Genomic DNA, 15,889 nt, shown 5'->3' with positions numbered 1-15,889 from the left:
TATCCAATAGTGTTTTCCTGATCTCATGTCCCTGTCCCTGTCCATTTCCATGCCGCTGCGCCGCCTCGGCCGTTTGTTCTGCCTTTCCTCCGCCCTCGTGGCACCCGCCGCCTGGGCCGACAGCTACAGCGATTTCCAGCAAGCAAGCGGCCAGCTGGAAGCGCTGATGGCCAATGCCACGCCGCAAAGCGGCTTGCCGCGCTTGGGCGACCCTGGCGTGGCGCAGCTGTTTGCCCATATCGCCGACGGCCCGCGTCTGTTCCGGGCGCCCGTCGCGGCGCTGCAGGACGTCAACCAGAGCGTGGCCCTGTGCGAACGGAGCACCAATCTGGGCAAGTCCTATTACCAATTTGGCCTCACGCGGCCGCTGCCGTTGTCGGGCGCCGAATTGCAGCAGGCGCGCAGGGAACAGGTGACGCAGAACCTGGCCGATTACGGCGATGAAATGGCCGCCTTGTTCGCCTTTGGCATGCATTGCCATGCGCACTTGATTGGCCTGATGGAAAAGGAGTTCAGCAGCCAGCCCTTGCAGGAAGTGAGCAGTGCAGAGCGCATGCGCGCCCGCGCCTTCAGCAAGGGATCGAGCACCATGTTTGTGAACGTGGTGCAGTTCGTGCAAGTGCCGTTCTGGAACGTGGCGCAAAAGAAGCGGATGCTGGAAGCGGCGGCGCAGCACGCTGCGGCGAATGCCAATTTGATGGCGCCGCCCTTGCGCGAGCGTTTGCTGACCAGTCTGGCCGATGCGGACAAGGATCTCGATCCTGCCCTGGCGCCGGCGCTGGCGGCGATACGCCAGGCGCTGTCGGTGACGACGTGTACTGGCCTGTGCCAGTACTACTGACCGATGTGACTTACTCGGATGCCTGCAGGGGCTTGTTGCGCTGGCGCCAGCGCACGAGGCCCCACGCATACACGGCGTAGTAGCCGATGACGAGGCCGTAGGCGGCCATGGTCAGCGGGCTCTGGCCGAATGGCGGCGGCGGCACGGGCACGTCCTGGCGCGTGTTCAGGTAGATTTCCATGCCGCGGTACAGCAGACGGGCGATGAACAGCATCGTGACGGCCAGGCCCAGGTAGCGGTGCTGGGTAAAGAAGAAATCTTTGCCGACCTGTTCGAAGCGCGTCAGCTTCAAGCCCAGCACGCCCAGCCAGCCGCCGGCCAGCGCGCCTGCGCCCAGGCTGGACAGGGGCAACAGCTCGAATTTCGTCGTCGTCGCCAGGAACAGCAGCAGCGCGGGAAAGGCGATGGCCACGCTCCAGTGGCGCCACAGCTGCGACTTCTGGCGCGCCACCAGTTTCTTCAGGCGCGAATAAATGCGCCAGACCAGCAGCGGGACCAGGAACAGCAGGGCGAGGGTAGTGGTTTCCATGTAGACATTCGGGTGCGGGTAAAACAGCGATTGTAAGCCAGATGGGGACGGGCGGCGATGCTTGTCAAACAGCAAAAGTTGCTGGTTGACATTTACATGGCATGAACGCACTATGCCCTGTTACATCATGCTGTGGCCGCGGACGCGAGGCCGGCAGGCAAATATGGGCAGCGGCGCGCATCTCGTGGTATGGTCTTCCTTTGCCCGCAGGGAGGCCAGCCATGTCAGTCATCCATAGCCACCGCGCGCCCGACCCGGCGCCCGTCGATGAACCCATGCCGGCGCCGGAGCCGCAAGAAGCGCCCGGGCGCCAGCCGGGGCCCGTGCACCCGGTGCCCCAAGACGATCCGGTACCGCACCCGCACCCCAGTTAATCTCTTCAAGAAAGGCTGTTTTAGATGGCAATTGTCAAGGAAGTCTACACACGCAAAGTCAGCGGAGAATCGTTCGACTATGAACTCGATTACACCCAGGGCGCGGACGTGGCCTGGATTGCGCGCGTGTACCACGACGGCGTGCTGAAAGGCTCGCCGCACGGCGCGCTGACGGCCAACGTGCTGTCCGGTCCCGCACTGGAACAATACCTGCGCGCCTACGTCGAAGGCATGATCGAGCGGGGGCTCGACGTGGCTGAGTAAGCTGTTTGCAGCAGTCAAACAAAAGGGCGCCCAGGCGCCCTTTGTTTTTTGTTGATGCTGTGTTTGAGACCTTGGCCAACAATGTTGTCGGATTAGCGGGGCAACGCCCCGCGTAATCCGACAACATCGTTGGCACCCGGGCCGCTGGCCACGACCAATCTAATCAAACGCCCACGTATACAACACGTCCAGCGCATTGTTCGTGCCCGTCTGGAATTGCAGGGTGATGCGGCGGTTCAGTTTATAACGGAGCTTGACCAGGCTTGTCGCCGTGCTCGTGCCTTGCTCGAACGTCAGGTAGGCGCGCGAGGACAGGCGCTTGCCGACGGTGACGACCGTGCTTTCCAGCCCTTGTGCCTGCGACAGGCCCACTTCGTCAAGGCCCAGCGAATTGGCCAGCTTGCCTTGCAAACCGCCGCCGGAGCCGCCGAAGAGGGCGCCGGCCGCCGTCGTCAGGAGGGCCATTTCATCGCCGGCCGCCGTTTCCGCACCGTGACCGAGGATCAGCCAGGCCAGCTTGTCGCTGTCCGACACGCTCGGCGTGGACACCAGCTTGGCCGTCGGCGCCTGCGCCGTACCGCGCACTTCCACGCCCGCTTCCACGTTCGTTTCCGACAAGGCTTCGCCTTCGGGACGCTTGCGCACGGCCAGGATATTGAGCGACGGGTTATCGTAGGCGCCCGTGAAGGCGATCAAGCCCCGTTCGATCGACAGCTTCTGCCCGTAGGCTGCGTACTGGCCGCTGGTGACCTTGATGCTGCCCGTCACGCGCGGTGCGGCGCGGTTGATGACTCTGGCGCGCACATTGCCGGCCAGATCCGCGTCGATGCCCATGCCGCGCAGGTGGAAGGCATTGCCCAGGTCGAACTCGAGGTCGATATTCAGGGGCAGCGACGGCGCTTCCTTGCTGCCCTTGACTTCCTTGCCCAGCACCACCACGTCGCTGCTTTGCGTCGGCGTGTCTTGCGGCGCCAGTTCGATCAGCGCGCGGTTGGCCCTGAACTTGCCCTCGAAGCTGAAGCGTTTGTCGTTGCGCACCAGGGTGCTGTTGCCCGACAAGACCAGGGTACGGTCGGGCCGCGACAGCGCCTGCAGGCGGTCGGCCAGCAGTTTCAGTTCCAGGCTTGCCTCGCCATTCGCAAAGCGTACCCAGCCATCGGCCTGCACCTTGCCATCGCCGCCGTCAAAACTCAGGCGCTGCAGTTGCAGTTGATCGCCGGCCAGCTTGGCTTGCAGCACGCCATTGCGCAATTTCAAGCCCTGGTCGGCCCAGTTGACCAGCAGCTTGCTGCCGTTGATGTCGCCATTCAATTGCGGTGCGCCGATGGTGCCGCTGCCGGACAGTGCCACCTTCAGGGCGCCGCCCAGTTCCAGGCCCGGCTGGCCCGTCAGCGGCGCCAGCCACGCCAGCGAATCGATATTGGTGGTGCCCGTCAGGGAGAGGGCGCTGTCGTTGCTGATGCGCCCGCCCAGCATTTGCACGGTGGCATTGATGTCGCTCTGGCCCGCGCGCGCGCCATCGAGTTTCACGGCCAGGCGCAGCTGCTGGTTGGCCACGTCGACTCTCGCATCGAGGGTGCGCAAGCCCAGCGCCAGCGGCTGTTCCACGCCCACCGTCACGTCGCCTTTTTCGCGGTAGATGTGGAGCATGCCAGCCAAAGAGGGATCTTTCTGCTTGGCCGTCGGCACCTGCATGTCGAGCGACCATTGCGCGCCCAGGGTCAGGTCGCTGCGTGCATTGGCTTGCAGCGCGGGAATCACTTGCGCCAGGTAGGTCAGCGCCACGCCGGCCGCCTGGCCGGAACTGGTCCAGCGGGGGCCGTTCTTGACGAGGCTTTGCATGGTGATGCTGCCTGCCGGCAGCTTGATGACAGTGTTGCCCACGCTGATCTGCTCGGGCTGGCCCAGGCCCGCCACGCCGCTGTTGGCAGGGCCTGCCACTTTCACGGGCACGGGCGCTTGCAGCACGAGCGCATAGCGGCCCTTGTTTTGCAGGCTGTCGATGGTGCCCGTCCAGCTGGCGCCGCTCTGGCTGCCGCGCACTTGCACGGTGGCGTCGAAATCGTCATTGCGCGCCGCCAGGCTCACCGTATGGCTGCCGCGCGTGCCCGTCGTGCCCAGGCGGGCGCTGGCCAGTTTGAAGGTGGGCGTGCTGTAGCCCGTGATCTCCAGGCTGCTGACCATGGGGTCGAGCGCGCCCTGGCCGGCGCCCACGCTGGCGCTGCCTTTCACGGCTTTCAATTGCTGGTCGCCAAAGAAGGTCAGGTCCTTGCCATCCAGGGTCAGCTGGGCTGCGGGCGCATCCATCTTGCCCGAGACGGAGCCGGCCGCATGCAGCACGCCGGCAAAGCGCGGGCCCAGGGTCGACAGTTGCGGCGCATCGAGTTTCCACGTCAGCTGGTCCGTGGCGCCGCCCAGCGCGCCCTTGGCCAGCAGGCTGTTCGGTCCCAGGCGCAATTCCGTATCGACGCTGTCGATGCGTTTTGCATTGGCCGACAGCTTGGCGTAGCCGGCCAGCGGCGCGTTTTGCAAGGTCGATTCGCGCAGGGCCAGGTTGAGGGCCACTTGCCAGTCGCTCGTCAGGCGGCCGTTGCCGTTGAAATCCGCATTGACATTGCCGTTCGGCAGCGATGCGCCAAACGCGGCCGGGTTGATCTTTTGCAGGGACCCCGCCATTTTCAATTCCGCTTGCTGCTTGGCTCCCGTCAAGCCCACTTCGCCGCTGGCGTGGATGGCGCTGTCGGGCGCAGGGCGCTTGCCGCTGGTGAGACCCAGGCCCTTCGCATCGGCAACAAAGCTCGTGCGCGGCTGCTGCATGGTGCCTTGTACCACGCCGCTGGCCAGCACCGTGCCCAGCAAGTCGCCCTGCAAGGCGGAAAGTTGCCGCGCATCGACGTTCCAGTTGAGTTTTTCGCCGGCGCCGCCAAAGTTGCCCTTGGCCGTCACGTTGTTCTTGCCCAGTGCCAATTGCACGTCGATGCCGCTGAAATGGGCCGCGTCGGCCGTCAGCTTGCCCTTGCCGGACAGGGGCTGGTCGAGCAGCTTGCTGGCGCGCACGGTGAAGTCCGCATTTGCCAGCCATGTTGGTGCCACGTGGCCATTCGCGCGCACGTCGAGGTTCAGGTCGGCTACGGGGAAGGCGCCGAAGTCGGCGGGATTGAGACGGCTGGTGCTGGCCACGGCCTTGAACGGTTGCTCGTCCTTCAGGCTGATCTGGCCCGTCGCATTGACGCTGCTTTTGCCCGCTTGCAAGGTCGCCTTGCGCAGTTGCACCAAGGAGTCGGCCAGGGTGGCTTCCACGTCCAGGCGCAGCTTGGCTTCACCGAGTTTGGCACGCAGGGTCTGCGTCTTGCCGTCGCTGTCGAGCACGATGTCGCCGACGATCTTCGTACTGTTGATGCTGCTGTAAATGTGCTGCAAGTCGATCTTGTCCGTGTGCAAGGTCAGCTGCGCATTGCCGATGGGCGCGTCGGCCGCGTCGCGGTTAAGCTTGCCGCTCCCCGTGAATTTGCCCGCGTTGCCGAAATCGATGATGGCCGACTCCAGGGTCGTGGCCGTCAGGGTGCCGCCCAGGCGCGCCTCGAACTGGCGCAGCGGCAGCTTTTGCTGGTCGATGGGGCCCGGCGTGGCGTGGTTGAGGATGGCCAGCTTGCCCGACACGGTTTGCGCGTTGGGGCGCGTGTCGATGGTGGCATCGAGTTCCAGGCTCAGGTCCGCCTGTGGCAAGGTGGCGTCAAACTTGCCCGGATTGATGTTGCGGCCTTTGATGCTGGCCGAGCGCAGGATGATGACGGGATCGAACGGCGCCAGCGCCAGCCGGGCGTCGGCCGTGGCCGCGCCCGCGTTGCCCTTGGCCGTGACGTTCAGCACGTTCAAGTCGCCGCCCAGCTGCAAGGCGAGCGCGGCCGGTTTTTCGCCGGCGGCGGGGTTGAGCTGCGTCAAGCCTGCCTTGCCTGACAGTTTGAATGGCTGCGTGGCGGCTATCGTCGCGCTGGCCGTGGCCTGGCCGAACGGCGTCAGGGCAGACGCGTCTTCCAGCTGCCATTGCGACTTGTCGCCCGACAGGGTGAAATGGATTTTTTCAAACACCGTGTTGCCGCCTGGGCTGACCAGGGTCACCTTGTCCAGGCGCGCGTCGGCAATGCCGATCTTGAACGGCGCGGCCAGGCTGGTGGGCATGGTCGACGGTTCCTCGGACGGCGCCGTGCTTTCGACGGACAGGCTGGCCACATGCAGTTCGCTGATGGCAATGCCTTCCGAGAAGAACTGGAACGGCGACCAGTTGATGTCGATATTGTCGGCCGTGATGTGCTGCGTCTTGCTGCGGTAGCTGACGTGGCCCAGGTGCATGCGGTTGTACAGCGAGCCGGAGACGCCCGACACTTCGATGTCGCCACCGCTGGCGCTGGCCACTTTTTGCACCAGCATCTGCAAGGTCGATTCGCGGCCCAGGAACCAGAAGGCGCCGCCCAGCAGCACGGCCAGGCTGGCGACGGCGATCAGTACGTAGCGCACCCAGCGGCGCGGTTTTTTGGCCGGCGGCGGAGGGATGGCGCCGGGGGATTCGGTAGTCATATCGGACATCAGAAAGTGAATCCCAGAGAGAAGTGCAAACGATAGGCGTGGACGGCGTGGCCATATGCCACGTCGACATTGATGGGACCGACGGGGCTCTTGTAGCGCCCGCCCAGGCCGTAGCCCGATTTCGGCGTCATGGCCTCTTTCACGGTGTCGGCCGCGTTGCCGGCGTCATAGAAGGCGGCGATGGCCCACTTCGGCTTGAACCAGTACTGGTATTCGGCGCTGCCGGTGAGCATGTAGCGCCCGCCGACGGTGGCGTCGCCCTCTTTGACGCCCAGTTCCTGGTAGGCATAGCCGCGCACCGACTGGTCGCCGCCCGCGCGGAACAGGTAGACGGCCGGCACGCCGCGTTTTTCCTTCGAGCCCAGCGCGCCCATTTCGCCGCGCACGATCAGCTCGCCCTTTTCACCGAGCGGGCGGTAATACACGGCCTTGCCGGCCACGCGCACGAAGCGCTCGTCCGTCAGCACGGGCAGCAGGGCGCCGCCCACCTGGGCGTTGATGACATAGCCCTTGGTGGGGAACAGCAGGCTGTCGAGGCTGCGCTTGGTGATCGCATAGGTCAGCGGCAAGCTCTTGCTGCGCGTCTGTTCCAGGCCCACGACGGTTTTGTTTTCGCTGAGGAACTCGAACGTCAGGCTGCGCTCGAGGTTGGTGCCGCCCCAGTTGCGCTTGGCCGAGATGGTCGTCACGGCCGTGATTTCGTTGGAAATGTCGCTGCGCTCGAACGAGGCGCCCGCGCTGTCGTTGTAGCCGCGTTCGGTCGTTGGAAAGTAGAAATTGGCGTGCGCCGCCTGCTTCTTCGTTTCCATGGTGAGAGCGCTCTTGAAGCGCGTGCCCCACACGTTCAGGTTGTCATAGTTGAGCTGGGCGCGGTTACCCGTGTTGGTACTGAAACCGAGACCGGCGCTGACGTTCTGCTGCTTGTTTTCCGTCACGCGCACGACCAGCGGTAGCTGCGGCGCGGGGCCGCGGTTGGCGGGCTTGGCGTCGGGCGCGGCGCCGGCGGCATCGGCTTGCTGGCTTTCCTGGCCCGCCTCGATCTGCTCGCTGAGGATGCTGCTCATGTCGGCGCTCACTTCCACGCTGGCAAAGTAACCGGTGTCCTGCAGGCGTGCCTGGAATGATTGCAGCGCCGATTCGCTGTAGTACTCGCCCGGACGTATCTTGTCGAGGTTGCGGATGATGCTGGCATCGTAGCGCTTCAAGCCTTCGATGCGCAGTTCGCCAAAGCGCAGCTCGGGGCCGCTGTCGAGCACTACCAGCAAGGAGACCTTGTGCGTTTCCGGGTCGACCACGGCTTGCGTATCGACCAGCTGGGCGCGCGGGTAGCGCGTCTGCACCACTTCGCGCAGCAGCGCGCGCTTGGCCGCTTCCCAGTCGGACTGGCGAAACACGCTGCCCGTCTTCAGGGCCCAGCTGCGCTTCAGGGCTTCCGTATCGTAAGGCTCGCTGGCGGCCAGCGGCGGCGTGGGATCGAAGCCGCGCAATTCCAGCTCGACCTTGTCGATGGTCGCGGGCTGGCCCGGGTCGACGTCGACGATGACGACGGGTTTGGCGCCCGTCGTATCGACGCGTACCGTGACGACGGGCGTATAGTAGCCGGCCGTGGCGATGAGGTTTTTGGCTTCCTCGGGCGTAGCGCGCACGAGGCGGCGCAATTGCTCGCGGTCCATGCGCGGGTTGCCGCGGAAGCGTTCCAGGTCCAGGTTTTTTTCGAGCAACTCATCGAGGTCGCCGGGCGCGTTGACCTTGACCTCGTACTGCAGCGGGGCAGGCGCCGCTTCCGTGGCGCTGGCGCTCTCTGGAGCAGCATCTTGCGTGGCCTCTTGTGCGGCAGCATGGGCGGCAGGAAACAGCAATATGGCACCGCCGGCGGCCGCCAGTGTCAGTTGACCCATTACTTTTGCCACTACTTGTGCCAAAATTCGTGGTCGTATCGCCTTGCCGGCAGCCGTATGCCGTATGGGTCGTGCAGAAAACATGGTGCTCCAGATAAGTAAATGCTGACTGCATGTTACCGGAATAGGTAAACTGATGGCGGACGAATAAGTATTTTTTGCGCAGGGAATCATGTTTTCCCGCGCACTCGAACAGAATAAAACTGAAAAGAAAGAAATTATGCTAGCAACGGACTCCGCACTGGTGCTCTTTAGCGGTGGACAAGATTCCACCACCTGCCTGGCCTGGGCCCTCAAGCACTATAGCCGCGTCGAAACCATCGGCTTTGATTATGGCCAGCGCCACGCGATCGAACTGACCGTGCGTCCAGGCGTGCTGGAACAGATGCGCCAGCAGTCGCCCGAGTGGGACAGCCGCCTGGGCCAGGATCACATGATCGACCTGTCGCTCATTTCCGCCATTTCCGATACGGCCATGACGCAGAACGTCGAGATCGTCATGCAGGAAAACGGCTTGCCGAATACTTTTGTTCCTGGACGCAACTTGCTGTTCATGACCGTGGCCGCCACCGTGGCCTACCGCCGCGGTTTGACGGTGTTAGTGGGTGGCATGTGCGAGACGGATTTCTCCGGCTATCCGGATTGCCGCGATGACACGATGAAGGCGCTGCAAGTGGCCCTGAACTTGGGCATGGACACGCGCTTGAAGCTGGAAACGCCGCTGATGTGGCTGGACAAGGCGCAAAGCTGGGACCTGGCGGAAGACCTGGGCGGGCAGCCGCTGGTCGACCTGATCCGCAGCGGCACGCATACGTGCTACCTGGGTGAGCGGGGCCAGTTGCACGACTGGGGCTATGGCTGCGGCACTTGCCCTGCCTGCGCCCTGCGCGCGAATGGCTACCAGCAATATGCCGCGAGAAAAGCCCTGAAGTAACAGGTTGCGCCGTTTCTTCAAGCGGCGCGGCAGGGGAAGCAGCCATGCTGTGGTTTTTGCCACAGGAGCGTCTTGCCATGAAATCCCTCTTTGCCGCGCTGTACGGCCCCGTGTTCTGGGCCGGCTTCATCGGCGCCGCCGCTTGCCTGATCGCGGCGTGCCACTATTCTCTGTGGGTCTTGCCGCCCTTGCTGCTGCTGGCCCTGCTCACTTCCTTTCTTGCCGAACGCTATCTGCCGTATGACGGCGCGTGGAACGACGGTCACGGCGACGGCTGGCGCGATACGCTGCACGCGCTCGTCAATGAAGCGCTCTACCTGCTGGGCCTGGCGGCCTTTCCCCTGCTGGCCGGGCATTTGGCGCTGGGCCCATTCTGGCCAGTCCAGTTGCCGTTCTGGGCGCAGCTGCTGCTGGCGATCCTGATTGCCGATTGCGGCATCACGCTCGTGCATTACCTGAGCCACCGCTATTATTTTCTGTGGAAACTGCATGCCGTGCACCACAGCGTGCAGCGCATGTACGGTTTTAATGGCTGGATGAAACATCCGCTGCATCTGCTGCTCGAAGCGGCGGGCGGCATGCTGCCCTTGCTGTTGCTGGGCATACCGGAGAAGGTCATGGCCGTGCTGGCGTTTGCCGTGGCGATCCAGCTGTTGCTGCAGCACGCGAATGTCGACATGCGCATGGGGCCGCTGCGCCACGTGTTCGCCTGGGCGCCCTTGCACCGTTTTCACCACATGAAGTATGGCACGGCCGGCGACGTGAATTTCGGCCTGTTCTTTACGTGCTGGGACCGTCTGCTGGGCACGGCGTTCGACGCGCCCGGCTACCGCATGCGGGGCGAGGACCTGGGCATCGGTAGCCGTCCCGATTATCCCGTTGCTTATGGACCGCAGCTGCTGGAACCGTTCCGCTCGGAAGAGGGCATACGTGCGCCCGAGCTGCCGGCCGGCTTGCAGCAGGCGCTCAATCGTGCCGTCAATCGAGCAGCTTGACGTCGAGCTGGCGCAAGCTGCGGTCGGCGCGCACCCCGAACAGGCTGCGCATGGTGCGCGAAAAATGCGCGGCATCGGCAAAGCCGGCGCCGTGGGCCGCCTGCGTCAGGGTACTGCCGAGCAAGATGAAACGGATGGCCAGGCGCAGGCGGCGCCACAGCACCAGGCGCCGCACGGGCAAGCCCAGCTGGGCGCTGAACAGGCGTTCCAGCTGGCTCAGCGACAAATGCGCGGCCTCGGCCACTTCCGCCGCGCTGACCTTGCCGGACAATAGCGCATCGACCTTGTCCAGCGCCCGCAGCAGGCGGGGATCGGGCAAGCGCTCGCGCGGCTGCGCCTGCAGCGCGGCGGCCAGGCTGTCGAGGCTGGGTACGCCGGCGTTGCCGGCCGCCGCCAGCAGGGCCGCGCCACCCAGGCGCTGCGGCTCCGCATAGATGGTCAGCATGGGGTCCGGCGCGGTGATGATGGCGTGCGGGCGCAGGCTGTCGACGAGCAAGTGCCGCGCCGTGTGGACGATGCCGTCGAGCTCGGCCGTGAAGGGCGCTCCCGTGCTCAGCATCAGCTGGTGCGCATAATGGGCGTGACTGTCCGTGGCGCCCGCTGCGCCATGCAAGATGGCGAAGTCCGGCGCCAGCCAGAGTGTTCCCTGCCAGCTATCTTGTTGCAAACGCGGCTCCTCGGTGATGGATTGCGGGGCGATCATACCAGTGTCGGGCGATGGTTATCATGGCATCGAATTTTCCTGGAGTACACATCATTGCGTTCACGAAATATGTACTCTTTTTAATACAATATTCAGCATTGCAAGGGCGCCCGCTGTAACGTACTATCATTCTCATCGACTACCGATGGTAGTTGTACAGCCCGCTGCCAGCCCTGTTGCTGGCCGTGAAATGGTTTGATGTCCGTCCTGTCAGCCTGTCATGTCTACACGCGCGTCTTCGTCGTGGTTTGCCAAGCCAGTGTCGCACTGGGTGGGACCGCGCGCGTTGGCCGCGCTGGTGCTGGCGCTGTGTCTGGGGTTGACCTACGGCGCCTGGCGCAACGCCCATGATGCCAGCGAACAGCAGGTGCAGGCCGATTTCGATTTCCGCGTGCGCGAACTGGTGGGCAACATCGCCGGCCGCATGCAGACCTATATCCAGGTGCTGCACGGGGTGCAGGGACTGTATGCCAGTTCGCAGGAAGTCACGCGCCGCGAATTCCATGCCTATCTGTCGGTGCAGCAGGTGGACCGTCACTTTCCCGGCATCCACGGCATCGGCTTCCTGCCGCTGTTGCCCGGCGCCGCCCTGGCGCGGCACGAGGCCAGCGTGCGCGCGGAAGGCTATCCCGGTTATGCCGTGCGTCCGCACGGCCAGCGCGCCTGGCATGCGCCCATCACCTATCTGGAACCTTTAAGCGACAGCAACCTGCTGGCCTTCGGCTATGACCTCTGGTCCGAACCCGTGCGCCGCGCCGCGCTCGAGCAGGCGCGCGATACGGGGCGGGCCGCCATGACGGGCAAGATTCACCTGGTGCAAGATAGCGGCAGCGCCCAGGCGCATGGCTTCCTCGTCGTGCTGCCCGTTTACGAGAATGGTGTGCCGCATGGCACTGTGGAACAGCGGCGCGCCGCCTTGCGCGCCTGGGTGTTTGCGCCGTTCCGCATGGGTGACCTGATGGCGGGCGTGGGCGGTGAGGCGGCGCGCCAGCTGGACCTGGAAATCTATGACGGCGCGCAACTGGCCGAGGCGGCCCTGATGTATGACAGCTTGCCGGGCGGCTTTTCCTCTGCCGCGTCGGACAGCCTCGTGTCGCGGCAAGTGATCACCATCGCCGGCCGCCCCTGGACCTTGCGCGTGCGCGCCATGCCGGGTTTCGATGGCGAGCTGCTGGCGCGGCCCCGTCTGGTGGCCTGGACCGGTGTGCTGGCCAGCATCGTGCTGGCGCTGGCCGCCTGGCTGCTGGCGGCGGGCCGTGCCCGCGCCCAGGCGGCGCTGGCGCGCTCGAGCGAGCTGACCGGCCAGCTGGAGCAGGGGCAGGCGAGCGTGCTGGCGATGGCCGAGGCGGCGCAGCGCAGCCAGGCCATGCTGCGCAGCATCCTCGATTCGACCATCGACGGCATTCTGGTCGACAATATCAACGGCCGCATCTTCACGTCGAACCGGCGCTTCCGCGACCTGTGGCAAGTACCCGACGCGCTCGACTGGCAAGCCGATGGCACGGCGCTCGTGCGCCACGTGGAAAGCCAGCTCGAGCAGGCGGCGCCTTTCCTCGGAGCACGCACCCACGCGCCGCACGGCCACCGCGAGCGGCGCGACGTGCTGCACCTGCGCGATGGACGGGTGGTCGAACAATATGTGCGCAGCATGCAGTTGGGCAATGAGCAGGCGCGCTTGTGGACTTTCCGCGATATCAGCGAGCGCAGCCAGATGGAACGGCGCGAGCATACGCGGCGGCAAGTGCTGGAAATGCTGGCCACGGGCGCGCCGCTGGAACGGGTGCTGGAAAGCGTGGTGCTGAGCGTGCAAGCCGACCATCCCGCCATGCTGTGCAGCATCTTGCTGCTCGATGAAAGCCGCCACCGCCTGGTGCTGGGCGCGGCGCCGAGCTTGCCCGCGTTTTTCAACCTGTCCAGCCATGGCCATGACCTCGACACTCTGCAGGGCGTGCACGGCATCGCCGCGCAAGCCGTGCGCGACGGCCAGCGCGTGATCGTCGGCGACTTGCATGCCGCTGCGCAGGAAACGATGGAACTGGCGTGCCGGGCCCAGCTGCAATCGTGCTGGGCCGAACCCGTGCGTGGCGGCTCGGGCAAGCTGCTCGGTGTGCTGATGGCGTATCACCGCCAGCCGACCCTGCCGGGCGCGGCCCATCTGGCGCGGCTGAGCGAGGCGGCGCACCTGGCCGGCATGGCCATCGAGCAGGCGCAGGTGGCGCTGGCCCTGCGCGCCGGCGAAGCGCGTTTCCGCAGCCTGTACGACCATGCGCCCGTGGCCTTGTGGGAACAGGACTGGTCGGCTGTGCGCGCCGCGCTCGATGCTATCGAGCAAGCGGGCGTACGCGACCTGGGCGCCCACTTCCAGGCCAATCCGGATGTGCTGCGGCGGCTGGCGGGGCTGGTGCGCATCATCGACGCGAACGGCGCCGCGCTGGCGCAAGTGCGGGCCAACGAGGACGACCAGCGCCGCGGCGCGCTGAGCCTGGCGCAGAATTTCGACGACAGCGCCTTGCCCCGTTTCGGCGATGCGCTGCTGGCGCTGGCTGGCGGCGCCCACCTGTACGAGTGCGAGAGCAGCTTCGTGCGTCTCGATGGCGCGGCGCGGCAAAATGAATTGAGCTTGCTGGTGATGCCTGGCCATGCGGATAGCCTCGATTTCGTCATGGTGTCTTCGCTCGACATCACCGAGCGCAAGCGCATGAACGCGGAACTGCTGCAGCTGGCCACCACGGATTTCCTGACCGGCTTGCCGAACCGGCGCCACTTCATGGCGTCGCTGGAAAACGAGCATGCCCGCTTGCAGCGCGAACTGGCCAGCTCCGCCAGCGTGCTGATGCTCGACATCGATCACTTCAAGCGCGTCAACGACGAGTATGGCCATGCCGTCGGCGATGCCGTGCTGCGCCACCTGGGGGCGCTGATGTGCCAGGCGCTGCGCAAGGTCGACGTGCCGGGCCGCGTGGGCGGCGAGGAATTTGCCATCTTGCTGCCGGGCACGGATCTGGGCGCCGCCGCCGTGTTTGCCGAACGGCTGCGTCGGCGCGTGGCGGAAAGTTCGCTGACCATCGATGGCGGCACGGTGATCACCATCACGGTGAGCATCGGCATGGCCGCCATGGCCGGTACCGATGCCGATTGCGACGCCGTGCTGGCGCGCGCCGACGAGGCGCTGTACCGGGCCAAGCGGGGCGGGCGCAACCGCATCGAACAGAATGATGGCGGCGGCGACGGCGTGCTCAGCAAGTTCATGGCGCAGTGATTACAGGCTGTGCTGACGCGCTTGCGTCTGCTTGCGGTTGCGGCTGACGATCAGCCAGACGATGGCGACGGGTATCAGCAGCGGCAGCAGCACGGGCGTGCTCAGCGCGAGCGCCAGCACGACGCACAGGGCCACGGCGGCGATCAGCACCACGCTCACGCCGGCCAGCACCACGCCCGCCACGATGGCGGCGCACACCACCGCAATGGCGGCGATCAGCAAGCCGCCGCCGGCAAACACGAGGCCGAACAGCCACTCGAGCGGACCGTCGACATCGTCGCCGTTGAACTGCATGTGCATGTCGCTGCCGCCGACCTTGTCGAGGAACAGGCAGGCGAGCATGACGATGAGGACGAAGGTGAGCAGTTTTTTCATGGTAGGCCTCGCAGTGTGGGTGATCGGGTATTGCATGGTCACACTGTAGGGGCGCGCCCGGTTTGCCGCCAGCGGCGTGCGACAGGCCGTCATTTTCACGGTATGGAAGGCGCTGGAGGCCAGAAAACGCTGATCTGGAGCAAGATTTCTTTTCTTGTAATGTGCGCAAGCCGTCCTATACTGAATACCTCACTCTCGCAAGGAGGGCAACATGCTTTTGTTTGCAGATACCGGGGATCAATCGCTATCCCCCCCTGACCATCGAATCACGCGCCAGCGTAGCGCCACGCAGTCCTGCGCCGAGCCCGTCGGTGCGCCATCGGCGATACCGCCGATCATCATCAATCCGTTTAATTACCATGCGCCGCTGCCGGCCATCGACCCGCGCTGGGTGCCGCCGGGCCCGCCGCTGACCTGGCCCAACCGGCCTGCCATGTCCATGTGCTGACAGTCGCCTGGGAAGATGCCGGACGGAAGTGTTAAACGTTCACCCATGCCGCCGGGAACGCGGCACGGGCGGGCGTTTTCGACTATCATGCTAGCCCCGACCTTCCATCACGAGCACCGCCATGAGTACCGATTTCCCCGACTTTTCCGACGAAGCAGCCGAGCAGGACAATGACGCCCCGATCCAGGAGCCGCGCCTGTGGGTAGGCAATGGCTGGACGGCGAGGGTGATCAAGAACGAGGAAGATGAAGGCTGGGCCGTGGCCATGATCAAGGATGGCGAACCGGAGCCGGCGCTGGTGGGCCCGTGGACCATGGGCCGCGACAAGAAAAATCCGAAGCCGCTCGACGTCAACGCCTTCAATACCCTGGTCAAGACGGCGTCGGAAGTGCTGCGCCGCCACGAGCAGCAGCTGCATGCGCAATTGCACAAGAACCTGTTCGTCGCCACGGACGAGGGGCAAGTCAAGGTGATGTTCGACATCGTCCCCGACGAAGACCACCCGTACGCGGAACTGAGCGCCTACGACGCCGACGGCGAACAGATCGCCAAGGTGCGCACGTCGGCCGCGTTCAAGTTCAATGCGACGTCAGCGGCGAACTGGATTGAGGGTGGCTACCGCCGGCCGTAATCCGACGCCACCACCGGCGTCAACAATGTGTCGGATTACGCGCTTGCGCGCTAA

The 15,889-nt window shown here is 64.9% G+C and carries 13 protein-coding genes; 8 read left to right on the top strand and 5 right to left on the bottom strand.

Annotated elements, in window-relative coordinates; translation table 11 throughout:
* Positions 1-25 precede the first annotated feature (25 nt).
* The gene (locus MRBLMS1_RS15455) at positions 26-841 is read left to right on the top strand and encodes a hypothetical protein (RefSeq protein WP_485880235.1); all 816 of its coding nucleotides are present in this window, start codon (positions 26-28) and stop codon (positions 839-841) included.
* A 10-nt stretch (positions 842-851) separates the two neighbouring features.
* Here the strand turns inward: MRBLMS1_RS15455 and MRBLMS1_RS15450 are convergent, their stop codons facing one another.
* Positions 852-1,370, bottom strand: coding sequence for a CcdC protein domain-containing protein (locus tag MRBLMS1_RS15450; protein WP_485880233.1), 519 nt, complete (start codon positions 1,368-1,370; stop codon positions 852-854).
* 221 nt (positions 1,371-1,591) lie between these two features.
* Between MRBLMS1_RS15450 and MRBLMS1_RS15445 the strand changes: the two genes are divergently transcribed.
* Both MRBLMS1_RS15445 and MRBLMS1_RS15440 read left to right on the top strand, forming a co-directional pair.
* On the top strand, positions 1,592-1,744 hold the full coding sequence (locus MRBLMS1_RS15445; protein ID WP_181877959.1) for a hypothetical protein: 153 nt from the start codon (positions 1,592-1,594) through the stop codon (positions 1,742-1,744).
* 24 nt (positions 1,745-1,768) lie between these two features.
* Positions 1,769-2,008: a hypothetical protein gene (locus MRBLMS1_RS15440; protein WP_034753464.1), complete on the top strand. Its 240-nt coding sequence runs from the start codon at positions 1,769-1,771 to the stop codon at positions 2,006-2,008.
* Between the two features lie 159 nt (positions 2,009-2,167).
* On the opposite strand, the gene MRBLMS1_RS15435 is transcribed toward MRBLMS1_RS15440, so the two are convergent.
* Positions 2,168-6,583, bottom strand: a complete 4,416-nt coding sequence (locus tag MRBLMS1_RS15435) for a translocation/assembly module TamB domain-containing protein (RefSeq protein WP_485880230.1) — start codon at positions 6,581-6,583, stop codon at positions 2,168-2,170.
* A gap of 8 nt (positions 6,584-6,591) precedes the next feature.
* On the bottom strand, positions 6,592-8,490 hold the full coding sequence (locus MRBLMS1_RS15430) for an autotransporter assembly complex protein TamA (protein WP_139092591.1): 1,899 nt from the start codon (positions 8,488-8,490) through the stop codon (positions 6,592-6,594).
* A gap of 220 nt (positions 8,491-8,710) precedes the next feature.
* Between MRBLMS1_RS15430 and queC the strand changes: the two genes are divergently transcribed.
* Positions 8,711-9,424, top strand: coding sequence for a 7-cyano-7-deazaguanine synthase QueC (gene queC / locus MRBLMS1_RS15425; protein ID WP_230516679.1), 714 nt, complete (start codon positions 8,711-8,713; stop codon positions 9,422-9,424).
* Positions 9,425-9,501: 77 nt separating this feature from the next.
* Positions 9,502-10,419: a sterol desaturase family protein gene (locus tag MRBLMS1_RS15420; protein ID WP_485880228.1), complete on the top strand. Its 918-nt coding sequence runs from the start codon at positions 9,502-9,504 to the stop codon at positions 10,417-10,419.
* Here the strand turns inward: MRBLMS1_RS15420 and MRBLMS1_RS15415 are convergent.
* Positions 10,403-11,122: a helix-turn-helix domain-containing protein gene (locus tag MRBLMS1_RS15415; protein ID WP_485880226.1), complete on the bottom strand. Its 720-nt coding sequence runs from the start codon at positions 11,120-11,122 to the stop codon at positions 10,403-10,405. The genes MRBLMS1_RS15420 and MRBLMS1_RS15415 overlap by 17 nt on opposite strands.
* 220 nt (positions 11,123-11,342) lie before the next feature.
* Here MRBLMS1_RS15415 and MRBLMS1_RS15410 point away from each other — a divergent pair, with 220 nt between their 5' ends.
* Positions 11,343-14,381: a sensor domain-containing diguanylate cyclase gene (locus MRBLMS1_RS15410; protein ID WP_485880224.1), complete on the top strand. Its 3,039-nt coding sequence runs from the start codon at positions 11,343-11,345 to the stop codon at positions 14,379-14,381.
* Here MRBLMS1_RS15410 and MRBLMS1_RS15405 read toward each other — a convergent pair whose 3' ends face one another.
* Complete coding sequence (locus tag MRBLMS1_RS15405) at positions 14,382-14,756, bottom strand: hypothetical protein (protein ID WP_051991406.1); 375 nt, start codon at positions 14,754-14,756, stop codon at positions 14,382-14,384.
* A 211-nt stretch (positions 14,757-14,967) separates the two neighbouring features.
* On the opposite strand from MRBLMS1_RS15405, the gene MRBLMS1_RS15400 reads away from it, so the two are divergent.
* Together MRBLMS1_RS15400 and MRBLMS1_RS15395 are read left to right on the top strand one after the other, a co-directional pair.
* On the top strand, positions 14,968-15,204 hold the full coding sequence (locus tag MRBLMS1_RS15400) for a hypothetical protein (RefSeq protein WP_072457088.1): 237 nt from the start codon (positions 14,968-14,970) through the stop codon (positions 15,202-15,204).
* Positions 15,205-15,325: 121 nt separating this feature from the next.
* On the top strand, positions 15,326-15,835 hold the full coding sequence (locus tag MRBLMS1_RS15395) for a hypothetical protein (RefSeq protein ID WP_034753470.1): 510 nt from the start codon (positions 15,326-15,328) through the stop codon (positions 15,833-15,835).
* The last annotated feature ends 54 nt before the right edge of the window (positions 15,836-15,889 follow it).

The organism is Massilia sp. LMS1-1-1.1 (assembly GCF_040815535.1).
Lineage (GTDB): Bacteria > Pseudomonadota > Gammaproteobacteria > Burkholderiales > Burkholderiaceae_D > Janthinobacterium > Janthinobacterium aestuarii.
Note: the sequence above shows the minus strand (reverse complement) of the source record. Positions and strands in the feature narration are given on the sequence as shown.